The organism is Blastococcus sp. SYSU DS1021, from assembly GCF_054050995.1.
Window position 1 is genome coordinate 152,845 of record NZ_JBJHAL010000008.1, and the last position, 23,853, is coordinate 176,697.

Here is a 23,853-nt window from a genome sequence, read left to right on the forward strand (position 1 = left end):
CCCACGACGCACGAGAGCCCCCGGTCCTGGTGGCCGGGGGCTCTCGGTGGTTCGCGCTGCAGTTACTCCTGCGGCTGCTCGAAGGTGATGACGGTCCAGCCCAGCAGCAGGCGGTCGCCGTCGGAGAGCGGGTGGGCCACACCCGGCTCCAGCTGGGTCCACTCGGTGGCCTCGGGGCCGGCGACGTGGGTGCCGTTGAGCGAGCCGAGGTCGACCAGCGAGACCTCGCGGCCGTTGCGGGTCAGCGCGGCGTGGGCGGAGGAGAGCACGTTCTGGGTGTCGGCTATCGGCACCGCACGCGCCGAGCCGCTGGAGACCATCTCGTGGTTGTCGGGACGCCGGCCGAGCACGAGGTCCTCGTCGATGGTGACCACCATGCCGTCGTCGAACCGCAGGATCGGGGTGGCCTCGGCGGGGTCCGGCCGCCAGAAGGCGGTCTGCTCGCCCGAGTCGGGGCGGGCCGACGCCGCCGAGGAGCCCCGGCCGGCGCCGAAGCCCGCGTCCGTGCCCGCAGAGAACGACGACTGCGCCGCCGCCACCGGTGCCGCGGCGGCGACCGGCGCCGCACCGGCCAGGTGCAGCGTGGCGCCACCGCCGGGCACGGTGCCCTCGACCAGGTCGTAGCTCACCCCCGGCGGGGTGCGCGGCGCCGACTGCCCCGGGCCCACGTAGAGCGACTGCCCCAGCGAGAAGCCGGCCGCGAGCGTGCCGCCCTCGACCGACGACCCGGAGACCGGGACGCCGTCGACGGCCGGCTGCCCCTTGCCCGCCCACAGCGCGACACCGGTTCCGGCGTCGGCGGTGACGACGAGGGCGAAGGACACGCTGCCGGAGGCGAGGGAGCTCAGCTGACCGGCGACGGCGGCGAGGACGCGGTCGGCCCCGGGACCCGTCACGCCCAAGCAGGCGTGCAGGGCCGACACGAGGGCGGGCGAGCCGGGAGCGTCGACCCACAGCAGGCCGCCGCCACGGCGGGCGACGACGGCATCTCCGGGGAGGACTTCACAGCGGTCGGGCATGGCGTCCAGCCTAGTGATCCGCGAGCGGTCTGGCTGGGCGCGGGCCGACGCCACGCCGGGGCGTCACGACGTCACACGGTGTCGCTGGGGCCGACGTGGTGGATGAGCCGGCTGAGCCCGGCTACGCCGTGCTCACCACGCCGAGCTCCGCCGGATCGGCGAGGTGCTCCGAGTGCGGGAGGACGCGCACCGTGTAGCCGAAGGCGCCCGTCCGCTCCAGCGGCACGGTGGCGGTGAACCAGTGGCGCGTCCCGTCCGCGTGCTCGTGGGCCATGGGCACGGTGGTCACCTCGTGCAGCCCGTCGGCGTCGTCGACCCGGCCGTAGGCGGCCTGCACCTGGACGTCGCCGGGCTGCAGCCCCGGCAGCTCGACCTCGGCCCGCAGCGCGAGGGTCGAGCCGATCTCCGGGGTGTCGCCGGCGCCGGTCGCCTCGACGTGGGCGACGCGCACGTCGTGCCACTGGGACAGCAGGTGCGCCCGCCACGAGGCCTCGGTGCGCGCCGGTGCGTAGCCGTCGGCGGCCATCGCACGGGCCGAGCCGGCCGCCGGCACGTACAGCCCGCGGACGTAGTCGCGGACCATCCGGGTGGCCAGGACCTTGGGGCCGGTCTCGCGCAGGGTGTGCCGCACCATCTCCACCCAGCGGCCCGGCACGCCGTCGCTGTCCCGCTCGTAGAAGCGCGGCAGCACCTGGGTGCTCAGCAGGTCGTAGATCGCCCGGGCCTCCACCTCGTCGCGGCGGTCGGAATCGGCGACGCCGTCGGCGGTGGGGATCGCCCAGCCGTTCTGCCCGTCGAACCACTCGTCCCACCAGCCGTCGCGGATGGAGAGGTTCAGGCCGCCGTTGAGCGCGGCCTTCATGCCCGAGGTGCCACAGGCCTCGAGCGGGCGCAGCGGGTTGTTCAGCCAGACGTCGCAGCCCCAGTAGAGGTAGCGCGCCATCCCGATGTCGTAGCCGGGCAGGAACGCGATCCGGTGGCGGATCTCCGGGTCGTCGGCGAACTCCACCATCTGCTGGATGAGCCGCTTGCCGCCGTCGTCCGCGGGGTGGCTCTTCCCGGCGATGACCAGCTGCAGGGGTCGCTCGGGGTCCAGGAGGAGGGCCTTGAGCCGCTCCGGGTCGCGCAGCATCAGCGTCAGCCGCTTGTACGAGGGCACCCGGCGGGCGAAGCCGATGGTGAGCACGTCGGGGTCGAAGGCGGTGTCGGTCCACCCGACCTCCGTCTCGGTGGCACCGCGGGACAGCGCGGTCTCCCGGATCCGCCGGCGCACCTCCTCGACGAGGCGGCCCCGCAGCGCCCGGCGGACGCCCCACAGGACGTCGGCGGGGATCTTGTCGACGCCGTCGAAGTGCACCGGCCCGTCGACCGTGACCGGATCACCCTGGCTGGAGGTCTGGGTGCCCATCTCCACCAGCTCGCGCGCGGTCCAGGTGGGGGCGTGCACGCCGTTGGTGATGGAGCTGATGGGCACGTCACTCTCGTCGAAGCCCGGCCACAGGTCGTTGAACATCCCCCGGCTGACGTGCCCGTGCAGCGCGCTCACCCCGTTGGCCCGCTGGCCCAGGCGCAGGCCCATGTGCGCCATGTTGAACTTCGTCGGGTCGTCCTCGGCGCCCAGCGGGAGCAGCTGGTCCATCGGCACGCCGAAGCCGGTGAAGTAACGCTCGATGAGCGCCTTCGGGAACCGGTCGATGCCGGCCGGCACGGGGGTGTGGGTGGTGAAGACGGTGCCCGCGCGCACGGCCTGGAGCGCCTCGGCGAAGGTGAGACCGTGCGCCTCGGTGAGCTCCCGGATGCGCTCGACGCCCTGGAAGCCGGCGTGGCCCTCGTTGGCGTGGAACACCTCCGGCTGCGGGGTGCCGGTCAGCGAGCAGTAGGCGCGCAGCGCCCGCACCCCGCCGATGCCCAGCAGCATCTCCTGCCGGAGGCGGTGGTCCTCGTCGCCGCCGTAGAGCCGGTCGGTGACCAGCCGCTCGCCCGGGGCGTTCTCCTCGATGTCGCTGTCCAGCAGCAGCAGCGAGACCCGCCCGACCTGCGCGCGCCAGACGTGCGCGTGCAGGGTCCGCCCCTCCGGCAGCGGCACGGTGATGACCACGGCCGAGCCGTCGGCCTGGCGGAGCAGCTTGATCGGCAGGCCGTGCGGGTCCAGCGAGGGGTAGTGCTCGAGCTGCCACCCGTCGGCGGACAGCCCCTGGCTGAAGTAGCCGGCCCGGTACAGCAGGCCCACGCCGATCAGCGGTACGCCGAGGTCGGAGGCGGCCTTCAGGTGGTCGCCGGCGAGGATGCCCAGGCCGCCGGAGTACTGCGGGAGCACCTCGCTGATGCCGAACTCGGCGGAGAAGTAGGCGATGCTCCGCGGCGCCTCGTCGCCCAGCGACTGGTACCAGCGCGGGGTGGCGAGGTACTCCTCCAGGTCGTCGACGGCGTCGGTCAGCCGGCGGACGAACCGCCGGTCCTTGGCCAGGGTGGCCAGGCGTTCGGCCGACACCTCCCCCAGCACGCGCACCGGGTCGCCGCCGCAGCGGCCCCACAGATCGGGGTCGAGGGCCTCGAACAGATCGCGGGTCTCGACGTGCCAGGACCAGCGCAGGTTCGTCACCAGCTGGGAGAGCGGCAGGAGCGGCTCCGGCAGAGCCGCGCGGACGGTGAACCGACGAAGAGCTCGCACCCGGCGAGCCTAACGAGTCGCGGGCCCTCCGTCGCGTCCGTCGCGCGGTGCCCCGCGGAGCCCGCCGGAGCAGGCCACCGACCCCGGACGGGTGAGGTGGGAGCTGCGGACGAGCGGCCGAGATGCTGGTGAGGCGGCAGCTCAGTAGCGTGGTCGCCGATGACTGGCCGCGCTGATCTCCGCCTCGGCATCACCGATGTCGCCCCCGTCGTGTCCTGCGGGTCCTTCTCGGCCCGCGCGGTGGTCGGTGAACACCTGCCGATCACCGCCACCGTCTTCCGCGAGGGCCACGACGCCGTCGCGGCCAACGTCGTGTGGATCCCACCCGGCGCCGAGGACGACCCCGGCCCGCTGCGCCGCCTGGCGAAGCACGGGCAGGAGCCCGACCGCTGGCTCACCACCGTGGTCCCCGACCGCGAGGGCTCCTGGTCCTTCCGCATCGAGGCCTGGAGCGACCCCCTGGCCACCTGGCGGCACGCCGTCGAGGTCAAGGTCGAGGCCGGCCAGGGCGCCGACGAGCTGGCCAACGACCTGGAGGAGGGCGCCCGGCTGCTCGACCGGGTGGCCGCGGACGCCGAGGAGGACTGGCGCGGCCGGGTGGAGGCCGCCGCCGCCGCGCTCCGCGACACCTCGCAGGAGCTGACCGTGCGCATCGCCCCGGCGCTGGCCGCCGGGCTCCAGCGCTACCTCTACGAGCACCCGGTGCGCGAGCTGGTCACCCGCTCCCCCCGGTACGAGGTGTGGGTCGACCGTCGCGAGGCCCTCTACGGCTCCTGGTACGAGTTCTTCCCGCGGTCGGAGGGGCCCGTCGTCGGCGGCGTCCCGACGCACGGCACCTTCACCACCGCCGCCGACCGGCTGCCGGCGATCGCGGACATGGGCTTCGACGTCGTCTACCTGCCCCCGATCCACCCGATCGGCAAGGTCAACCGCAAGGGCCCGAACTCCAGCCAGTTCCCCGGCGGCAACCCGCACGACGTGGGCCCCGACGACGTGGGCTCCCCGTGGGCCATCGGCAGCGACGAGGGCGGGCACGACGCCGTCCACCCGCAGCTGGGCACCATGGACGACTTCAAGGCCTTCGTCGCCCGCACCCGGGAGCTGGGCATGGAGGTCGCGCTCGACTTCGCGCTGCAGGCCGCGCCGGACCACCCGTGGGTCGAGACCCATCCGGAGTGGTTCACGACCAAGCCCGACGGCACGATCGCCTACGCGGAGAACCCACCGAAGAAGTACCAGGACATCTACCCGATCAACTTCGACAACGACCCCGAGGGCATCTACGCGGAGTGCCGCCGGGTGATCCAGGTGTGGATCGACGCCGGGGTGACGATCTTCCGCGTCGACAACCCGCACACGAAGCCGCTGAACTTCTGGCACTGGCTGATCTGGGACGTCAAGCAGAGCCACCCCGACGTGCTCTTCCTCGCCGAGGCGTTCACCCGGCCGGCGATGATGCACCAGCTGGCGCGCATCGGCTTCACGCAGTCCTACACGTACTTCACGTGGCGCACCGGGCGCGAGGAGCTGGAGGAGTACGGCCGGGAGCTGGCCGCGAACAGCCACTACATGCGGCCCAACTTCTTCGTGAACACCCCGGACATCCTCCACGAGTCGCTGCAGTTCGGTGGCCCGCCGATGTTCAAGATCCGCGCCGTGCTCGCGGCGATGATGAGCCCCACCTGGGGCGTCTACTCCGGGTTCGAGCTCTTCGAGCACGTGGCGGTGAAGCCGGGCAGCGAGGAGTACCTGGACAGCGAGAAGTACCGGCTGCGCCCGCGCGACTGGGCCGGCGCGGAGGCGTCCGGCCGGAGCCTCGCCCCGTACCTGCGACGGCTCAACGAGGTCCGGCGCGCCCACCCGGCGCTGCAGCAGCTGCGCACGCTGCGCTTCCACCAGGTCGACAACCCCAGCCTGCTCTGCTTCTCCAAGACCGACCCGGGCTCGGACGACGCCGTCATCGTCGTCGTGAACCTGTCCAGCCGCGACACCCAGATCGGGACGACGGCGCTGGACCTGCCGGCGCTGGGCCTGGACTGGCACGAGCGATTCGGGGTCACCGACGAGCTGACCGGCGCCCGCTACGACTGGGGCCAGTTCAACTACGTGGAGCTCGACCCCTACCGGGAGCCCGCCCACGTCTTCGCGGTCACCTTCCCGCGGCCCGTGCAGTTCCCCCCGCCGGTCGACTGAAAGAGGACCCGCCTGCCCCCCACCCCCACCGCTCGCGCGCTCGCGGCGGGCCCCGGCAGGCGGGCCGCGCACTTCCACCCCAGGCACGACAGGAGAGGGGCACCCGCTCCCGATGAACGTTCCCGTCCCCGACTCCCCCTCGCACCGGTCCGCGCTCCCGCCGCCGGGCACCGACCCCGAGTGGTACAAGCGCGCGGTCTTCTACGAGGTGCTCGTCCGCGGCTTCGCCGACAGCAACGCCGACGGCGTCGGCGACCTGCGCGGCATGAAGGACAAGCTGGACTACCTGCAGTGGCTCGGCGTCGACTGCCTGTGGCTGCCACCGTTCTTCGCCTCCCCGCTGCGCGACGGCGGCTACGACGTCAGCGACTACACGGCGGTGCTGCCCGAGTTCGGCACCATCGAGGACTTCAAGGAGTTCCTCGACGAGGCCCACGCCCGGGGCATGCGCGTGATCATCGACTTCGTCATGAACCACACCTCGGACCAGCACCCGTGGTTCCAGGCCAGCCGCAGCGACCCCGACGGCCCGTACGGCGACTTCTACGTCTGGGCCGACGACGACACCGGCTACTCCGACGCCCGGATCATCTTCGTCGACACCGAGAGCTCCAACTGGACGTTCGACCCGGTGCGCAAGCAGTACTTCTGGCACCGGTTCTTCTCCCACCAGCCCGACCTGAACTTCGAGAACCCGAAGGTGCAGGAGGCGATCATCGACGCCCTGCGCTTCTGGCTGGACCTCGGCATCGACGGCTTCCGGCTCGACGCCGTGCCCTACCTCTTCGAAGAGGAGGGCACCAACTGCGAGAACCTCCCGCGCACCCACGAGTTCCTCAAGGAGGTGCGCAAGGTCGTCGACGCCAACTACCCGGACACGGTGCTGCTGTGCGAGGCCAACCAGTGGCCGGCCGACGTCGTCGAGTACTTCGGCGAGAACGGCGACGAGTGCCAGATGGCGTTCCACTTCCCCGTCATGCCGCGCCTGTTCATGGCGGTGCGCCGGGAGCAGCGCTTCCCCATCTCGGAGATCATGGCGCAGACGCCGGACATCCCGGACAACTGCCAGTGGGGCGTCTTCCTCCGCAACCACGACGAGCTGACCCTCGAGATGGTCACCGACGAGGAACGCGACTACATGTGGGACGAGTACGCCAAGGACCCCCGCATGAAGGCCAACATCGGCATCCGCCGGCGGCTGGCCCCGCTGCTGGACAACGACATCAACACCCTCGAGCTGTTCAACGCGCTCCTGCTGAGCCTGCCGGGCTCCCCGGTCCTCTACTACGGGGACGAGATCGGCATGGGCGACAACATCTGGCTCGGTGACCGCGACGGCGTCCGGACGCCGATGCAGTGGACCCCGGACCGCAACGGCGGGTTCTCCACCGCCGACCCCCAGCGCATGTACCTGCCGCTCAACGCCGACCCGGTGTACGGCTACCAGGTCACCAACGTCGAGGCCCAGCTGCGCAACACCAACTCGCTGCTGCAGTGGGTCCGGCGGATGATCCAGGTCCGCGGTCAGCACCCCACCTTCGGGCTGGGCAGCTACGCCGAGATCGGCTCGCGCAACCCCACGGTGCTCTCGTTCGTGCGCGAGTTCGGCGACGACGTCGTGCTCTGCGTCAACAACCTGTCGCGCTTCCCGCAGCCGGTCGAGCTGGACCTGCGCCGCTTCGAGGGCTACACGCCGATCGAGCTCACCGGGCGGGTGGAGTTCCCGCAGATCGGCGTCCTGCCGTACATGCTCACCCTCGCCGGCCACGGCTTCTACTGGTTCGAGCTCTCCAAGCCGACCGAGCCCGCCGCCGACGAGCACGAGGACTGGGCCAGCGCCACCTCCAGCGCCGTGGCCGACTCCCTGCTGGCCGCGGGCGTGGTGAGCGCCGCCGACGAGCCGTCCGACGAGTCCGGAGATGCCCGATGAGCGCACTGATCGACCTGTTCCGCGAGTGGATCCCGCAGCAGCGGTGGTTCGGCGGCAAGGGCCGCGAGTGGGCCGGGGTCACCGAGGACGGCTTCTTCCTCGACCGCGGCAACCCGGTGCTGTCGGTGCACCGGGTGCGGATCGAGTACACCGACGGCGCCCGCGACACCTACCTGGTGCCGATCTCCTGGCGCGACCAGCAGGCCGAGGAGCTGGGAGCGGCCTACATCGGCGCGGTCGTGGGCGAGGGGCAGGAGACCTACGCCTACGACGCGATGCGCGATCGGGAGGCCACCGCGCCGTGGCTGATCCACCTGGCCAACGGCTCCTCGGTGGGCCCGATGCACTTTGCCCCCGCCGGCGAGGGCGACATCCCCGCTGGCCTGCCGGGCGACATCGTCTCGACCGAGCAGAGCAACACCTCGCTGGTGTACGGCCAGGAGGCGATCCTCAAGCTCTTCCGGCGGCTGGAGCCCGGGCTCAACCCCGACGTCGAGATCCACGGCGCCCTGCGCCGGACCGACAACGAGCACATCGCCCCGCTGCTGGGTCACGTGGAGATCGACGACCCGGCGGGCGGCGAACCGGCCACCGTGGCCATGCTCCAGACGTTCGTGCCCAACGCCAGCGACGGCTGGCGGCTGGCGACCGCGAGCGTCCGCGACCTGTACGCCGAGGGTGACCTGCACGCCGACGAGGTGGGTGGGGACTTCGCGGCCGACAGCGAGCGGCTGGGTGCGGCGACCGCCTCGGTGCACGCCGACATGGCTGCGGTCCTCCCCACGGAGGAGGCCGCGCCGGACTGGTACCCGACCGTGGCCCGGCAGATGTCCGAGCGGCTCGACGCCGCGATCGAGATCGTGCCGCAGCTGCAGGAGCACGCGGACGCGCTGCGCCAGGTCTACGCCGCCGTCGCCGAGAGCGGCGAGCAGGTCGTCCGCCAGCGGGTGCACGGCGACCTCCACCTGGGCCAGGTGCTGCGCACCGCCACCGGCTGGATCATCCTCGACTTCGAGGGTGAGCCGGCCCGCCCGCTCGTGTCCCGCCGGGAGCTCGACAGCCCGCTGCGCGACGTCGCCGGCATGCTGCGCAGCTTCGACTACGCGGCCCGGCACCTGCTCGTCGAGCAGCCGGAGGACCCGCAGCGCGAGTACCGCGCCCAGGAGTGGGCGGCACGGAACCGGGCCGCCTTCTGCGCCGGCTACTCCGAGGCCAGCGGCCTGGACCCGTGCGGGGAGTCACCACTCCTTCGGGCGTTCGAGGCAGACAAGGCGGTTTACGAATGCGTCTACGAGGCGAGGAACCGTCCGCACTGGCTGATGATCCCGCTCCAGTCGATCGCCCGGCTCGCCGGCCGCGACTGAGCTCCCGAACCGACGGACCAGAGCACCGAGAACGGACGAGGACGGCGAGACGATGACGACCGACGACCGAGGCGAGAGCCACGTGGCCGACAAGGACGATCTGCAGCGCGCCGTGGACCGGAAGGTGGCCGAGGCCGAGGCAGCTGCCGGCGGCCCGGTCGTGAACGCCGAACCGGCGAAGAAGACGACCCGCCGCGCCGCGGCGAAGAAGGCGCCCGCCGAGAAGGCCACGCCCGCCGAGAAGGCGCCCGCGAAGAAGGCCCCGGCCGCGAAGAAGGCGGCGCCGGCCAAGAAGGCGACCCCGGCCAAGAAGGCGGCCGCCGCCGACGCGGCGGCGCCCACCACGAAGGCGACGGCAGCGAAGCGGGCGACGGCGAAGAAGGTCGCCGCCGCGCCCACGGCCACCGAGGCCACGCCGGAGCCCGGCAGCGAGGACACCGAGATCACCGCCAACCCGGTGGTGGCCCCCGCCCCCGTCGCCGAGCCCGGCTCCCCCAGCGGCGCCCCGGCCGGGCAGCCGGAAGCCCCCGACCCCGACCCGGCCCAGCCCGACACCCCGCAGGCGCCGACCGAGGACCGGGCGACCACCGGGGGCTCGGCGGAGCCGGCTGCGCCGGTCCTGCCGGCCGGCGCTCCGTCCCCCGCCGGCGGTACGACCGCCGGCGCCGCCGAGGACAGCGGGATCGAGGAGTTCGGCGAGGAGGAACTCCGGGCGATCGTCGAAGGCTGGTCGCACGACCCGCACCGCATCCTCGGCGCGCACCGCACGGCCGAGGGCTGGGCCGTGCGCACGTTGCGGCCCGATGCGGTCAGCGTCGCCGTCCTCGACGAGGACGGCAGCCGGTACGAGGCCGAGCGCCTGCACGACGGGGGCATCCACGAGGCGCGCCTCCCCCGCCAGCCCGGGGACTACCGGATCGAGGTGGTCTACGGGGACGGGCAGGGCGGCACGACCACGCACACGGTCGACGACCCCTTCCGCTGGCTGCCCACGCTCGGACCGGTCGACGAGCACCTGATCCGCGAGGGGCGCCACGAGCGGCTGTGGGAGGTGCTCGGCGCGCACGTCCGGCGGTACGAGACGCCGCGCGGCACGGTCGAGGGCGTCTCCTTCGCCGTCTGGGCGCCCAGCGCGCGCGGCGTGAAGGTCACCGGCGACTTCGACTACTGGGAGGCCCGCGCCTACCCGATGCGGGTGCTCGGGTCCTCCGGTGTCTGGGAGATCTTCATCCCCGGGGTGCAGGTCGGCACCCGCTACCGCTACCACGTCCTGGGTGCCGACGGGACCTGGCGCGAGAAGTCCGACCCGCTCGCGTTCGCCACCGAGGTGCCGCCCCTGAACGCCTCCGTGGTGACGGAGTCCACCTACGAGTGGGGCGACGACGCCTGGCTGACCGAGCGCGCCGAGGCCGGGTGGCACCAGCGCCCGATGAGCGTCTACGAGGTCCACGCCGGCTCGTGGCGCGAGGGGCTGTCCTACCGCGAGATGGCCGACGAACTGGTCGACTACGTCCGGGAGGCCGGCTTCACCCACATCGAGTTCATGCCGCTGGCCGAGCACCCCTTCGGCGGCTCCTGGGGCTACCAGGTCACCTCCTACTACGCGCCCACCTCCCGTTTCGGCACCCCGGACGACCTGCGGTACCTGATCGACCGGGCACACCAGGCCGGCATCGGGATCATCGTCGACTGGGTGCCCGCCCACTTCCCCAAGGACGAGTGGGCGCTGGCCCGCTTCGACGGGACGCCGCTCTACGAGCACGGTGACCCGCGCCGGGGCGAGCAGCTGGACTGGGGCACCTACGTCTTCGACTTCGGCCGGTCGGAGGTCCGCAACTTCCTCGTCGCGAACGCGCTGTACTGGTGCAAGGAATTCCACATCGACGGCATCCGCGTCGATGCGGTCGCCTCGATGCTCTACCTGGACTACTCCCGCAGCGAGTGGGAGCCCAACAAGTACGGCGGCCGGGAGAACCTGGAGGCGGTGGCCTTCCTCCAGGAGTTCAACGCGACCGTCTACCGCGAGGTCCCCGGCGTCATGACGATCGCCGAGGAGTCGACCGCCTGGCCCGGCGTCACCCGGCCGACCCACCTGGGCGGGCTGGGTTTCGGCTTCAAGTGGAACATGGGCTGGATGCACGACTCGCTCGCCTACGTCGAGCGGGAGCCGGTCTACCGCAGCTACCACCACGGCCAGCTGACGTTCTCGATGCACTACGCGTACAGCGAGAACTACGTGCTGCCGATCAGCCACGACGAGGTCGTGTACGGCAAGGGCTCCATGCTGCGGAAGATGCCGGGGGACCGGTGGCAGCAGCTGGCCAACCTGCGCGCCTACCTGGCCTACATGTGGGCCCACCCCGGCAAGCAGCTGCTGTTCATGGGGTCGGAGTTCGCCCAGGACTCCGAGTGGGCGGAGAGCCGCTCGCTGGACTGGTGGCACCTCGACGACCCCGCGCACCGCGGCATCCTCCAGCTGGTCACCGACCTCAACGGCCGGTACAAGGAGCTCGACGCCCTCTGGTCGTTGGACGTCGACCCGGCCGGCTTCCAGTGGATCGACGCCAACGACGCCTCGGGCAACGTGCTGTCCTTCCTGCGCTACGGGGCGGCCCCGCAGGGAGCCGGAGCCGCCGCGGACCCCGCGGAGGGCAGCGAAGAGGGCACCGGAGAGGGCACCGCCGAGGAGACGGTCGCGGGCTCCGCGCTGGCCTGCGTCGTCAACTTCTCCGGCGCCCCGCACCACGAGTACCGCATCGGGCTGCCCCGCCCCGGGCACTGGCGCGAGGTGCTCAACACCGACGCCGAGGGCTACGGCGGCTCCGGCGTCGGCAACTACGGCGGGATCGAGGCCGAGGCGGAGCCCTGGCACGGCCAGCCGTACTCGGCGACGATCTCGGCACCGCCGCTGGGCACCGTCTGGTTCCTGCACGAGGGCTGATCCAGCGTTCCACCACCCGGCCGCGCCGCTCCAGCGCTGCCGGGTGGTGGCCGGGTCCTGCCCCACCGGGCATGCTGTGCGGCGCGCGACCTCCCGGACGCGCGCCCCGCACCGCCTGGAGGAGCCACCGGATGAGAGAGCTGCTGCGCCGGGTGGCCCCCCTGGTGGCCGCGGGACTGGTGCTCTCCGGCTGCGCCACCGGCACGGTCCGTGGGGAGGCCACTCCCCCCGACGGGGCGCCGACCGATGTGCCGGCCGAGCAGTTCCCGATCACCGGCGTGAGCGACGAGCCGATCGACCAGTTCGCCCGCAACGCCCTGGCCGACCTCGAGACCTTCTGGACACAGGCCTACCCCGAGTACTTCGGGGAGGAGTACACCCCGCTGGAGGGCTACTTCTCCGTGGACTCCGAGGACCTGGACGGGAACGCCTACCCCGAGACCGGGATCGGCTGCGCGGGCTCCCCCACCGCGCCGGAGGACGTGGCCGGCAACGCGTTCTACGACCCGGCCTGCGACGTCATCGCCTACGACCGGGCGCTGCTGGAGGAGCTCTCCGACGACTACGGACGCTTCCTCGTGCCGGTGATCATGGCGCACGAGTTCGGGCACGCCATGCAGGGCCGGTTCGGCTTCGCCGAGTCCGGGCGCAGCATCCAGGACGAGACCCAGGCCGACTGCCTCGCCGGCGCCTGGACCCGCTGGGTCGCCGACGGGGAGGCCGCGCACGTGTCCTTGCGCGAGCCGGAGCTCGACGACGTCGTCCGAGGGTTCCTCCTGCTCCGTGACGACGTGGGCAGCGACCCGGACGACGTCGAGGCGCACGGCTCCTACTTCGACCGCGTCTCGGCCTTCTACGACGGCTTCGAGAGCGGTCTGAGCACCTGCCGCGACGCGTTCGGCGAGGACCGGCTGTTCACCGCCGCGGAGTTCACTCCGACCGACCTCAACCAGGGGAACGCCTACTTCGCCGACATCGTCGACTGGGTGGGCGCCACCCTGCCCGCCTTCTGGGGCGACGTCTTCCCCGCCGCCTTCGGCGGTCGGTTCGAGGAACCCGAGATCGCCGGGTTCGACGGCAGCGCCCCGGCCTGCGACGGGCTCGACGGCCGGGACCTGGGCTACTGCCCCGACGAGCTGACCGTCTACATCGACGAGACCGACCTCGCGGTACCGGCCTACGACGAGATCGGCGACTTCGCGCTGGCCACGGCCATGGCCCTCCCCTACGCGCTCGCGGTGCGCGACCAGGCCGGCCTGTCGGTGGACGACGGCGAGGCGACCCGGTCGGCGGTCTGCCTCACCGGCTGGTACCAGGCGCAGTGGTACAACGCCGAGTTCGTCGACGTGGTCGAGGCCGAGATCAGCCCGGGCGACCTCGACGAGGCCGTGCAGTTCCTGCTGCGCTACGGCGTCGACGAGCAGGTGTTCCCCGACACCGACGCCTCGGGCTTCGAGCTGGTCGGCGCCTTCCGCAGCGGCTTCCTCGACGGCGGCGAGGCCTGCGACATCCGGTGAAGGCCCGCTCCTCTCCCCGCTCGCATGCGCGCGGGAAGAGGAGCGGGGCCGGCTCAGAACAGCGCGGCGGTGAGCTGACGGCGGGCCGCGGCGACGCGCGGGTCCTGGTCGCCGACGACCGAGAAGAGCTCCACCAGGTGCTTGCGCGCCTGGTCGCGGTCCTCGCCCCCGGTGCGGCGGACGACGTCGAGCAGCCGGTCGAAGGCGGCCTCGATGTCGCCGGTGCCCAGCAGGAAGTCCGCGGCCCGTGTCTGCGCGGCGACGTCGTCGGGCGCGGCGTCCGCGGCGGCCAGCGCCTCCGGCCCCGCCTCCTCCGCCCGGCGGAACAGCCGCACCTGGCGCAGGGCGATGCTCGCGTCGGGGTGGTCGGGCTCCTCGGCGAGGATCGCCTCGTAGGCGGCCTCGGCCGCGGCGAGGTCACCACGCTCGAGCGCGGCCTCGGCGGCGTCCAGCCGCGGATCCTCCACCTCCTGGGGCTGGGCGCCGGGGACCGCGCCGCCGGTGGTGGCCTGCACCAGCTCGGTGACGAACTGGCGGGCCTGCTCCTCGGGGATGGCCCCGGTGAACTCGGCGACCAGCTGCCCCTGCCACACCGCCTTGACGGCGGGGATGCCCTGGACGCGCAGCCCCTGGGCCAGCGCCGGGTTGGCCTCGACGTCGACCTTCGCCAGCACCCAGGAGCCGCCGCCCTCGACGGCCAGCCGCTCGAGCACCGGGGAGAGCTGCTTGCACGGACCGCACCACTCGGCCCACAGGTCGAGCACCACCGGCACCTGGAACGAACGGTCCAGCACCTCGGCCTGGAACGTGGCCTCGGTGACGTCGACGACGGCGCCGCCCGCCGCGCCCGCCGGCGCGGAGGCGCTGGGCGGCGGGGCGGTCTGGGCGCGTGCTGCGGCCTCCGAGCGGGCCTTGACGGCGGCGAGGTCGACGGCGCCGGCCATGGCGGCGGCCATCTGGGCCTGCTGTGCCTGCGCGCGCGGGTCGGGGCGTCCGGGACGGGTCGGCTGCATGACCTCGATCATCCCACCCCGCGCACGCCGGTCCTACCGGCCGCCCCTGCTCGTGCCACCCGCGCCCCCCGTGGCGCATCGAGCGGCCCCGGTCAGGCCTCCGACCAGACACCCAGCTCGTTGCCGTCCGGGTCCGCGAAGTGGAACCGCCGACCGCCGGGGAACGGGTAGGGGCCCTCGGTCACCCGACCGCCGGCGGCCGCCACGGCGGCGACCGTGCGGTCGAGGTCGGCCGAGAAGAGCAGGACGAGCGGGCCGCCGGGCCGAGGCGGCTGCTCGTCGACCCGCAGGCCGCCGGCCTCCGGGCCGCCCGCGCCGCGGATCCCGGCGTAGGCCGGCCCGTAGTCGGTGAAGTCCCAGCCGAACGCCTCGGCGTAGAAGCGCTTCGCCCGCTCCAGGTCGGTGACGGTCAGCTCGACGTAGTCGATGGCGTGGTGCACGTGGTCGGTCATGCCCGGCATCGTGCCGGGCGGGTACGTCAGAACCGCGCGGGCTCGGTGTAGCCGCCCCACTCGGTGCGGAGCGCGTCGCAGATCTCGCCGAGGGTGGCCTCGGCGCGGACCGCGTCGAGCATGGCCGGCACCATGTTCTGCTCGGTCCGGGCCACCTCCACCATGCGGGCGACGGCCGCCCGCGCGGCGTCGTCGTCCCGCTGCCGCCGGCGCTCGGCGAGCTCGGCCTTCTGGTCCCGCTCCACCTCGTGGCTGACCCGGAGGATCTCCAGCTTGTCGTGGGCGTCGACCGAGCCGACCAGGGTGTTGACCCCGACCACCTTCTTGTCGCCCTTCTCCAGCGCCCGCTGGTAGACGAACGCCGCCTCGGCGATCTCCCCGGTGAACCAGCCGTCCTCGATGCCCCGCAGGATGCCCGAGGTCATCGTGCCGTCGGTGCCCATGTCGCGGATGCGGGCGAAGATCTCCTCGGCCTGCCGCTCGATCTCGTCGGTGAGCGCCTCGACGTACCAGGAGCCGCCGAGCGGGTCGGCGACGTTCATGACGCCGGTCTCCTCGGCGATGACCTGCTGCGTGCGCAGCGCGATCTGCGCTGCCTTGGCGCTGGGCAGGGCGAGCACCTCGTCGAGCGCGTTGGTGTGCAGGCTCTGCGTGCCGCCGAGCACGGCCGACAGCGCCTCGACCGCCGTCCGGACGATGTTGTTGTCCGGCTGCTGGGCGGTCAGGGAGACGCCGGCGGTCTGGGTGTGGAACCGCAGCTGCTGGGCCTTCTCCGTCGTCGCTCCGTAGACGTCGCGCAGCCAGCGGGCCCAGATGCGGCGCGCGGCGCGGAACTTCGCGATCTCCTCGAAGAAGTCGATGTGCGCGTCGAAGAAGAACGAGAGGCCGGGCGCGAACTGCTCGATGTCCAGGCCGCGGGACAGGCCCAGCTCCACGTAGGCGAAGCCGTCGGCCAGCGTGTAGGCCAGCTCCTGCGCGGCGGTCGAGCCGGCCTCGCGGATGTGGTAGCCCGAGACGCTGATCGGCTTGTACGCCGGGATCTTCTCGGCGCAGTACTCCATCAGGTCGCCGATCAGGCGCAGGTGCGGCTCCGGCGGGAAGAGCCACTCCTTCTGCGCGATGTACTCCTTGAAGATGTCGGTCTGCAGGGTGCCGTTCAGCTTCCCGATGTCGGCGCCCTGGCGTTCGGCGGCGACCAGGTACATGCAGAAGACCGGGACGGCGGGGCCGCTGATGGTCATCGACGTCGTCGTCCCCGCGAGGTCGATGCCGTCGAAGAGCTCGTCCATGTCCACGGCGGTGTCGATGGCGACGCCGCAGTGGCCGACCTCGCCGAGGCTGCGCGGATCGTCCGAGTCCCGGCCCATGAGCGTGGGCATGTCGAAGGCCACCGAGAGCCCGCCGCCGCCCTCGGCCAGGATCATCTTGTAGCGCTCGTTCGTCTGCTTCGCGTTGCCGAAGCCGGCGAACTGCCGGATGGTCCAGGCCCGACCGCGGTAACCGGTGGCGTGCAGGCCCCGGGTGAAGGGGAACTCACCCGGGTAACCGATCCGCTCGAAGCCCTCCACCGCGCTCTCGTCGGCCGGCCCGTACACCGGGTCGACCTCGACGCCCGAGAGCGTCGTGAAGTCCGCGTCCCGCACCCGACCTGCGGCCAGTGCCGCGTCGTACCGCTGCTGCCACCGCTGCCGCGCGTCCTGGGTCATGCCGAGATGCTAGGACGTCCAACTATCCTGTGTCGAGGGTCACCCGGCGACGTCGCCGGCGCCCAGCCGGACCCGGCGCAGCGTGGCGAACAGGATCTCGTGCTCGTCGACCGAGAGGTCCTCCAGGCCGAAACCGATGCCGGTGAGCGCCCGGGTGCCCTCCTCCACCACGGCGCGACCGCGCTCGGTGATCGAGGCGAGGACACCCCGACCGTCGGCGGGGTTGGGGCGGCGGTCGACGTAGCCCGCCGCGACCAGGCGGTCGATCGCGTTCGTGACGCTCGTCGGGTGCACCATCAGCCGGCTGCCGATCACCTTCAGCGGCAACTCCCCCGACCGGCTGAAGGTGAGCAGCACGAGCACCTCGTACCGGGCGAACGTCAGCTCCAGGGGGCGCAGCACCTCGTCGAAGCGGGCGAGCAGGATCTGCTGGACCCGGAAGACCGACGTCGCCGCCCGCATCGCCGAGGACGGCCCGAAGTGCTTCTCCCACGTCTCCCCGGCGCGCTCGATCGGGTCGAACGGCAACCCCAGCGGTCGGACCATGCGCGGCACGGTACCTGCGCCACGTTCCCCCGCCGCCACCCTCGCTCGGTGCCGACCTGTCGTGGTGTCGACCCCGACCGTCACCACGTCGGGTCGACACCGGGGGTGCCTGGGAAAGGGGCCACGGCACTCCGGTGCGACCGGGCACGCTGCCACGGTGCCGCCGACAACTGACCGCCGTCCGCGGGGTGCGCATGCAGCGGCGATCCCTTGTTCCCTCCTGCCCGGCGGCCCCCTGCAGGGCGGCCGGGTGGACCGTCGTCCTCGTGACCGCGGAGGACCTCACCGACCCGGTCCAGCTGCTCGCCCGCATCGCCGCGGCCCTGCGGCTCGTGCACTGACCCTCGACGCCGCGTGAGGTCCGGGCCGCTCGACCCCCCGCCCACTCGACGACGGCCGGGCGGCTCAGTGCAGCGGTGGCCGCAGCGGCGGGACCTCCCGCACGCCGAACACCTCGGCCAGGGCGACGCGCGCGGCCTGGTCGCCGCAGGCCCCGTGAACGGCGGGACCGGGCGGGGTGGCCGACGACGCGAGGTAGACCCCGCGCACCGGCGTCTTGTAGGTGTTCCAGCGCGGGACCGGGCGGGCCAGCATCTGCCAGAGCGTCGTCTGGCCGTTGGAGATGTCCCCGCCCCGGTAGGTGGGGTTCCACTGCTCCATCGCGACGGCGTTCTTCGTGTGGCGGTCGACGACAGTGTCGCGGAAGCCGGGCGCGAACCGCTCGATCTGCGTCTCGATCGCCTGCGTCATGTCGACGTCGGACCCGTGCGGCACGTGCACGTAGGCCCAGAAGATGTGCCCGCCGTCCGGGGCGCGGCTGGGATCGGGCACGGTCGGCTGGACGGCGAGCACGTAGGGGCGGTCGGTGAGCCGCCCCTCGTTCGGCGCCTGCTCCCCCGCGATCGTCTCCGCCAAAGTGCCGGCGACGTGGATCGTCCCGGCGCTGCGCACGTCGGGGTTGGCCCACGGCACCGGCTCGGAGAGGATCCAGTCGATCTTGAACACTCCGGCGCCGTGCCGGTAGCGCTGCACCCAGCGGCGGTAACCCTCGTGCACCCGGTCCCCGGCCATCGACACGAAGGCGTCCGGCGTGGTGTCGAGCAGGACCGCCGGCACGCCCTCGAACTCGCGCAGGTCGGTGACCAGGCGCCCGGTGACGACCTCGCCCCCCTGCTCCTCGAGCGCGGTCACCATGGCATCGGCCAGCTTCTGCGACCCACCCTCGACGAGTGGCCACCCGACGTGGTGGGACAGCATCGTCAGCAGCATGCCCAGCGCCGAGGTCAGCGGCTGGCGCAGGTCGAGCATTCCGTGCGCGGCAGCGCCGGCGATGAGGGCCTGCCCCTCCGGGGTGTCGAAGTACCGCTGCGCCAGCCAGCGCACGTTGGGCAGGCCGGTGAGCCCGAACCTGGCGATCTGCACCGGGCTGCGCGTCGGCAAGCTGCGCAGCCGGCTGGTGAGGAAGAAGTCGACGATGTCGGCGCCGTGCTCCACCAGCGGCGCGAACAGGCGACGGTAGGCGGCCGCGTCCGCGCCGAGCCCCTCCGCGGTCCGCTCCAGGGAGCGGTGGGAGACCGCCGCCCGGCCGCCGTCCAGCGGGTGGGCGAAGCTGATCCGGGGCTGCACGAGGCGCACACCCCGCGCCGGCAGGTCGAACTCGCGGAAGAAGGGCGCGGCGGCGGCCAGCGGCTGGACGGTCGAGCAGACGTCGTGGTGGTAGCCGGGGCGCATGAGCTCCTCGGTGCGCATCCCGCCGCCGGGCCGCTCTCCGGCGTCGACGACCTGCACCCGCAGGCCGGCAGCCGCGAGGCGGAGCGCCGCCGCCAGCCCGTTGGGTCCCGCTCCGACCACGACGGCGTCCGCCTTGCCGTTCAATGCCGTAGTCCGTTCACCCGTCCATCCTGGCCGTACCGGGCGCGCCCTGCCCGGTCAGCGCCTACAGCTGGCCGAGCAGCTCGTCGGCGGCGCGGTAGGGGTCGGTCCCGCCGCCGACGACCGCGTCGGCCAGGGCCCCGAGCGCGGCGGACCCGCGCACGTCACCCATCCGTTCGCGCAGCGTGGCCAGCGCGATCGCCTCGATCTCGCGGGCGGCCCGCTCGCTGCGGCGACGGTGCCCCTCCCCCGAGGACTCCAGCCACTGCCGGTGCTCCTCGATCCTCGCCAGGACCTCCTCGACCCCGTTGTCGGTGTCGCGGGCGGCCACCGTGCGGCAGATCGGCGGGCGCCAGTGCCCGGCCTCGGAGTGCCGGCCGCCGAGCGAGAGCATGTAGCGCAGGTCGCGCACGGTCTGGTCGGCACCGTCCCGGTCGGCCTTGTTCACCACGAAGACGTCGGCGACCTCGAGGATCCCGGCCTTGGCGGCCTGGATGCCGTCGCCCATGCCGGGGGCCACCAGCACCAGCGTGGTGTCGGCGAGCGACGCGATCTCGAGCTCGGACTGCCCGACACCGACGGTCTCGATCAGCACCACGTCGCACCCGGCGGCGTCCAGCACGCGCAGGGCCTGCGGCGTGGCCCAGGACAGCCCACCGAGGTGCCCGCGCGAGGCCATGGACCGGATGAAGACGCCGCTGTCGCCGGCGTGGTCCTGCATGCGCACACGGTCGCCGAGCAGGGCTCCGCCGGAGAAGGGCGACGACGGGTCCACGGCCAGGACCCCGACCCGCTTGCCGGCCTGCCGCAGCGCCCGCACGAGCGCGGTCGTCGACGTCGACTTGCCCACGCCCGGCGAGCCGGTCAGGCCGATGACCTGGGCGCGACCGGTGTGCGGGGCGAGCGCCGCCGCCACCTCGCGCAGCGCCGGGCTCGCGTCCTCGACCAGGGAGATCAACCGGGCCACCGACCGGGCATCGCCCTCGCGGGCCCCCGCCACCAGCGTCGGGACGTCGGCGGCCCGACGGCTCCGCCGCCCGCGAGGGGCGCCCGGAGCCGCCGGCTGGACCGCGGTCCCCTCCGTCACGCGGCCTCCTCGCTGGCGCTCGTCAGCCACGTGCCGGGGGTGCTCCGCTCCCCGGTCGAGCTCGCGAGCTCGCTCAACTCTTCGCGGGCACGTGCAGGATCAGCGCGTCACCCTGGCCGCCGCCACCGCACAGCGCGGCGGCGCCGACACCGCCACCGCGGCGGCGCAGCTCGAGCGCCAGGTCCAGCACGATCCGAGCGCCGCTCATGCCGATCGGGTGCCCGAGGGCGATGGCCCCGCCGTTCGGGTTCACCTTCTCCGGGTCGATGCCCAGCTCACGGGTGGAGACGATGCCGACCGCCGCGAACGCCTCGTTCAGCTCGACCAGGTCGAGCGACGTCGGGTCGATGCCCTCGCGCTCGCAGGCCTTCTGGATCGCCCGGGACGGCTGGCTCTGCAGGGTGGCGTCCGGGCCGGCGACGACGCCGTGCGCGCCGATCTCGGCGAGCACGGTGCACCCGAGCTCGGCGGCCTTCTCGGCGCTCATGACCACGACGGCACAGGCGCCGTCGGAGATCTGCGAGGCGGTGCCGGCGGTGATCGTGCCGTCCTTGGCGAAGGCCGGCTTGAGCTTCGAGAGGCTCTCGGCGGTCGTGTCGGGGCGGATCCCCTCGTCCTCGCGGAACTCGATCGGGTCGCCCTTGCGCTGCGGGATGAGGACCGGGGTGATCTCCTCGTCGAAGATCCCGTCCTTGGCGGCGCGCGCGGCCTTCTGGTGGCTGGCCGCGGCGAACTCGTCCTGCTCCTCGCGGGTCAGGTCGTAGCGGCTGTTGGCCTGCTCGGTGAGCGCCCCCATGGCCACCTGGTCGAAGGTGTCCGACAGCCCGTCGTGGGCCATCGCGTCGATCAGCTTCGTGTCGCCGTACTTCGTGCCGGTCCGCGAGCTGGCCAGCAGGTGCGGCGCCTGGGTCATCGACTCCATGCCCCCGGCGACGACGACGTCGTACTCGCCGGCGCGGATGAGCTGGTCGGCCAGCGCGATGGCGTTCATGCCGGAGAGGCAGACCTTGTTGATGGTCAGCGAGGGCACCGACATCGGGATGCCACCGGCCACCGCGGCCGGGCGGGCGGGGTTCTGGCCGGCGCCGGCCTGGATGACCTGACCCATGATCACGTAGTCGACCTGGTCGCCGGAGATGCCGGCCCGCTCGAGCGCGGCCTTGATGGCGATGCCGCCGAGGTCGGCCGCCGAGAAGTCCTTGAGCGAGCCGAGGAGCCGGCCCATCGGGGTACGGGCGCCGCTGACGATGACCGAGCGGGACATGCTGCCTCCAGTGGCGGGCCGCCGCCGGTGGCGACCTCGTTGTCGGGACGCACCGCGACGGCGTTACCGGCGCGGCGTCGGGCCTTCCGGGAAGGATAGGACGGGCATCCGACGCGCGGCAGGGCGGATTTCGTGGCCGCCGTCACGCCCGGGGAGTGAGGCCCACCACAACGACCTGTCGTCTCAGACGTCTTGACGGCAGGATGCCTCGCGTGAGCAACGACGCCGCCCGCCCCGGCCTGCCCGAGGGCCTGCTGACGACCATCGACCACGTGGGCATCGCCGTCCCCGACCTGGACGAGGCGATCGCCTTCTACGCCCGGACCTTCGGCGTGCACTCGGTGCACGAGGAGACCAACGAGGAGCAGGGCGTCCGCGAGGCCATGCTCGCCGTCGGCACCGGGGAGACCCGCATCCAGCTGCTGGCGCCGCTGACGCCGGAGTCCACCATCGCGAAGTTCATCGGCCGCTCCGGTCCCGGTCTGCAGCAGCTGGCCTTCCGGGTCGACGACGTCGAGGCGGTGAGCGCGACGCTGCGCGAGCGCGGCCTGCGACTGCTCTACGACACCCCCCGGCGCGGGACGTCGGACAGCCGGGTCAACTTCGTCCACCCGAAGGATGCCGGCGGCGTCCTGGTCGAGCTCGTGGAGCCGGCCCGCTGACCCACCCCGTCCTGCCGGTTACCCACCGGTAACCTCACCGCACCCGCACCGCCCTCCGAGCCCGGCCGACCACGGCCACCGATGACCCGGGAGTACGCGTGAACGAGATCAGGGACGCCATCCTCGCCGACCAGCTGGACGCGCTGGGGGGCCTGGCCGTGCCGGAGTCCTACCGCGCCGTGCTCGTCCGCAAGGACGAGCAGCACATGTTCGAAGGCCAGGCCACGAAGGACAAGGACCCGCGCAAGTCCCTCCACGTGGACGAAGTGCCGACCCCCGAGCTCGGCCCGGGCGAGGCGATCGTGGCCGTCATGGCGTCCTCGGTGAACTACAACACCGTCTGGACGTCGATCTTCGAGCCGGTCTCCACCTTCGGCTTCCTCGAGCGCTACGGCCGGGTCTCCGAGCTCACCAAGCGGCACGACCTGCCCTACCACGTGGTGGGCTCCGACCTCGCCGGCGTCGTGCTGCGCGTGGGCCCGGGCGTGAACAAGTGGAAGCCGGGCGACGAGGTGGTCGCGCACTGCCTCTCGGTCGAGCTGGAGGACCCGGCCGGCCACGACGACACGATGATGGACCCGCAGCAGCGGATCTGGGGCTTCGAGACCAACTTCGGCGGCCTGGCCGAGCTGGCGCTGGTCAAGAGCAACCAGCTGATGCCCAAGCCGGCCCACCTCACGTGGGAGGAGGCGGCCAGCCCCGGGCTGGTCAACTCCACCGCCTACCGCCAGCTGGTCAGCAAGAACGGCGCCAACATGAAGCAGGGCGACACCGTCCTGATCTGGGGCGCGTCCGGGGGCCTGGGCTCCTACGCCACGCAGATGGCCCTCAACGGCGGCGCGATCCCCGTGTGCGTGGTCAGCAGCCCGGAGAAGGCCGAGATCGTCCGCAAGATGGGCGCCGAGCTGGTCATCGACCGGTCCGCGGAGGGCTACAAGTTCTGGAAGGACGAGGAGACCCAGGACCCGAAGGAGTGGCAGCGCTTCGGGAAGCGGATCCGCGAGCTGACCGGCGGCGAGGACGTCGACATCGTCTTCGAGCACCCCGGCCGGGAGACCTTCGGCGCGAGCGTCTACGTCGCCAAGAAGGGCGGGACGATCATCACCTGCGCCTCCACCACCGGTTACCTGCACCAGTACGACAACCGGTACCTGTGGATGAACCTCAAGAAGATCCTGAGCTCGCACTTCGCCAACTACAAGGAGGCGTGGGAGGCCAACCGCCTCATCGACAAGGGCCTCATCCACCCGACCCTGTCGAAGGTCTACCCGATGGAGGAGGTCGGCCAGGCCGCCCTCGACGTCCACCGCAACGCCCACCAGGGCAAGGTCGGCGTCCTGACCCTCTCCCCCCAGGAGGGCCTGGGGGTCAAGGACGCCGAGAAGCGCGAGAAGCACATCGACGCGATCAACCGCTTCCGCGGCGTGTAGCAGGACCCCGTCCTCCTCACCCCTCGCGCGCTCGGGGTGAGCCTCTGGACGGGGCCGTTCCAGCGACTCACCGGGGGGGGGGGGGGGGGGGGGCGCCGCCCCCCCCCCCCCCCCCCCCCCCCCGCCCCCCCCCCCCCCCCCCCCCACCAATCCCCCCCACAACCCCCCCCACCACGACCCCCACCC

General features: G+C 72.7%; 17 protein-coding genes. 8 read left to right on the forward strand and 9 right to left on the reverse strand.

Going from position 1 to position 23,853, the window contains the following annotated elements; all coding sequences use genetic code 11:
* Positions 1-62: 62 nt before the first annotated feature.
* Positions 63-1,019: an FHA domain-containing protein gene (locus ACI8AP_RS08420; protein WP_456588886.1), complete on the reverse strand. Its 957-nt coding sequence runs from the start codon at positions 1,017-1,019 to the stop codon at positions 63-65.
* A 121-nt stretch (positions 1,020-1,140) separates the two neighbouring features.
* Positions 1,141-3,690, reverse strand: a complete 2,550-nt coding sequence (gene glgP, locus ACI8AP_RS08425; protein ID WP_456588887.1) for an alpha-glucan family phosphorylase — start codon at positions 3,688-3,690, stop codon at positions 1,141-1,143.
* 159 nt (positions 3,691-3,849) lie between these two features.
* Between glgP and ACI8AP_RS08430 the strand changes: the two genes are divergently transcribed.
* The 5 genes from ACI8AP_RS08430 to ACI8AP_RS08450 all read left to right on the forward strand — a co-directional run bounded on the left by ACI8AP_RS08430 (position 3,850) and on the right by ACI8AP_RS08450 (position 13,635).
* A complete protein-coding gene (locus ACI8AP_RS08430) occupies positions 3,850-5,883 on the forward strand; it encodes an alpha-1,4-glucan--maltose-1-phosphate maltosyltransferase (protein WP_456588888.1) in 2,034 nt (677 codons plus the stop codon).
* A 112-nt stretch (positions 5,884-5,995) separates the two neighbouring features.
* Positions 5,996-7,813, forward strand: coding sequence for a maltose alpha-D-glucosyltransferase (gene treS, locus ACI8AP_RS08435; RefSeq protein ID WP_456588889.1), 1,818 nt, complete (start codon positions 5,996-5,998; stop codon positions 7,811-7,813).
* Positions 7,810-9,177 (forward strand): maltokinase N-terminal cap-like domain-containing protein, encoded by a 1,368-nt coding sequence (locus ACI8AP_RS08440; RefSeq protein ID WP_456588890.1) that lies wholly within the window; start codon positions 7,810-7,812, stop codon positions 9,175-9,177. The genes treS and ACI8AP_RS08440 overlap by 4 nt, the downstream gene beginning before the upstream one ends.
* A gap of 52 nt (positions 9,178-9,229) precedes the next feature.
* A complete protein-coding gene (gene glgB / locus ACI8AP_RS08445) occupies positions 9,230-12,118 on the forward strand; it encodes a 1,4-alpha-glucan branching protein GlgB (protein ID WP_456588891.1) in 2,889 nt (962 codons plus the stop codon).
* A gap of 131 nt (positions 12,119-12,249) precedes the next feature.
* Entirely contained in the window at positions 12,250-13,635 is a 1,386-nt protein-coding gene (locus ACI8AP_RS08450) for a neutral zinc metallopeptidase (protein WP_456588892.1), read from the forward strand.
* 53 nt (positions 13,636-13,688) lie between these two features.
* On the opposite strand, the gene ACI8AP_RS08455 is transcribed toward ACI8AP_RS08450, so the two are convergent.
* The 4 genes from ACI8AP_RS08455 to ACI8AP_RS08470 form a co-directional block, all read right to left on the reverse strand.
* A complete protein-coding gene (locus ACI8AP_RS08455; protein ID WP_456588893.1) occupies positions 13,689-14,648 on the reverse strand; it encodes a tetratricopeptide repeat protein in 960 nt (319 codons plus the stop codon).
* Between the two features lie 92 nt (positions 14,649-14,740).
* On the reverse strand, positions 14,741-15,100 hold the full coding sequence (locus ACI8AP_RS08460; protein ID WP_456588894.1) for a VOC family protein: 360 nt from the start codon (positions 15,098-15,100) through the stop codon (positions 14,741-14,743).
* A gap of 26 nt (positions 15,101-15,126) precedes the next feature.
* A complete protein-coding gene (locus ACI8AP_RS08465) occupies positions 15,127-16,806 on the reverse strand; it encodes an acyl-CoA mutase large subunit family protein (protein ID WP_456588895.1) in 1,680 nt (559 codons plus the stop codon).
* Between the two features lie 39 nt (positions 16,807-16,845).
* On the reverse strand, positions 16,846-17,352 hold the full coding sequence (locus tag ACI8AP_RS08470) for a MarR family winged helix-turn-helix transcriptional regulator (protein WP_456588896.1): 507 nt from the start codon (positions 17,350-17,352) through the stop codon (positions 16,846-16,848).
* A 194-nt stretch (positions 17,353-17,546) separates the two neighbouring features.
* Between ACI8AP_RS08470 and ACI8AP_RS08475 the strand changes: the two genes are divergently transcribed.
* A complete protein-coding gene (locus tag ACI8AP_RS08475; RefSeq protein ID WP_456588897.1) occupies positions 17,547-17,693 on the forward strand; it encodes a hypothetical protein in 147 nt (48 codons plus the stop codon).
* Between the two features lie 64 nt (positions 17,694-17,757).
* Here the strand turns inward: ACI8AP_RS08475 and ACI8AP_RS08480 are convergent, their stop codons facing one another.
* The 3 genes from ACI8AP_RS08480 to ACI8AP_RS08490 form a co-directional block, all read right to left on the reverse strand.
* Complete coding sequence (locus ACI8AP_RS08480) at positions 17,758-19,227, reverse strand: phytoene desaturase family protein (RefSeq protein ID WP_456588898.1); 1,470 nt, start codon at positions 19,225-19,227, stop codon at positions 17,758-17,760.
* A gap of 61 nt (positions 19,228-19,288) precedes the next feature.
* Positions 19,289-20,311, reverse strand: coding sequence for a methylmalonyl Co-A mutase-associated GTPase MeaB (meaB, locus tag ACI8AP_RS08485; protein ID WP_456588899.1), 1,023 nt, complete (start codon positions 20,309-20,311; stop codon positions 19,289-19,291).
* A gap of 73 nt (positions 20,312-20,384) precedes the next feature.
* The gene (locus tag ACI8AP_RS08490) at positions 20,385-21,575 is read right to left on the reverse strand and encodes an acetyl-CoA C-acetyltransferase (RefSeq protein ID WP_456588900.1); all 1,191 of its coding nucleotides are present in this window, start codon (positions 21,573-21,575) and stop codon (positions 20,385-20,387) included.
* A gap of 203 nt (positions 21,576-21,778) precedes the next feature.
* On the opposite strand from ACI8AP_RS08490, the gene mce reads away from it, so the two are divergent.
* Together mce and ccrA are read left to right on the forward strand one after the other, a co-directional pair.
* Positions 21,779-22,237 (forward strand): methylmalonyl-CoA epimerase, encoded by a 459-nt coding sequence (mce, locus tag ACI8AP_RS08495; RefSeq protein WP_456588901.1) that lies wholly within the window; start codon positions 21,779-21,781, stop codon positions 22,235-22,237.
* Between the two features lie 98 nt (positions 22,238-22,335).
* On the forward strand, positions 22,336-23,667 hold the full coding sequence (ccrA, locus tag ACI8AP_RS08500) for a crotonyl-CoA carboxylase/reductase (RefSeq protein WP_456588902.1): 1,332 nt from the start codon (positions 22,336-22,338) through the stop codon (positions 23,665-23,667).
* Positions 23,668-23,853 lie beyond the last annotated feature (186 nt).

Bases quoted from the DNA above. Each gene is read 5' to 3' on its own strand.
- ACI8AP_RS08420 (WP_456588886.1), bottom strand. From the start codon at position 1,019: ATGCCCGACCGCTGTGAAGTCCTCCCCGGAGATGCCGTCGTCGCCCGC.
- ACI8AP_RS08430 (WP_456588888.1), top strand. From the start codon at position 3,850: ATGACTGGCCGCGCTGATCTCCGCCTCGGCATCACCGATGTCGCCCCC.
- treS (WP_456588889.1), top strand. From the start codon at position 5,996: ATGAACGTTCCCGTCCCCGACTCCCCCTCGCACCGGTCCGCGCTCCCG.
- ACI8AP_RS08440 (WP_456588890.1), top strand. From the start codon at position 7,810: ATGAGCGCACTGATCGACCTGTTCCGCGAGTGGATCCCGCAGCAGCGG.
- glgB (WP_456588891.1), top strand. From the start codon at position 9,230: ATGACGACCGACGACCGAGGCGAGAGCCACGTGGCCGACAAGGACGAT.
- ACI8AP_RS08450 (WP_456588892.1), top strand. From the start codon at position 12,250: ATGAGAGAGCTGCTGCGCCGGGTGGCCCCCCTGGTGGCCGCGGGACTG.
- ACI8AP_RS08455 (WP_456588893.1), bottom strand. From the start codon at position 14,648: ATGCAGCCGACCCGTCCCGGACGCCCCGACCCGCGCGCGCAGGCACAG.
- ACI8AP_RS08460 (WP_456588894.1), bottom strand. From the start codon at position 15,100: ATGACCGACCACGTGCACCACGCCATCGACTACGTCGAGCTGACCGTC.
- ACI8AP_RS08465 (WP_456588895.1), bottom strand. From the start codon at position 16,806: ATGACCCAGGACGCGCGGCAGCGGTGGCAGCAGCGGTACGACGCGGCA.
- ACI8AP_RS08470 (WP_456588896.1), bottom strand. From the start codon at position 17,352: ATGGTCCGACCGCTGGGGTTGCCGTTCGACCCGATCGAGCGCGCCGGG.
- ACI8AP_RS08475 (WP_456588897.1), top strand. From the start codon at position 17,547: ATGCAGCGGCGATCCCTTGTTCCCTCCTGCCCGGCGGCCCCCTGCAGG.
- ACI8AP_RS08490 (WP_456588900.1), bottom strand. From the start codon at position 21,575: ATGTCCCGCTCGGTCATCGTCAGCGGCGCCCGTACCCCGATGGGCCGG.
- mce (WP_456588901.1), top strand. From the start codon at position 21,779: ATGCCTCGCGTGAGCAACGACGCCGCCCGCCCCGGCCTGCCCGAGGGC.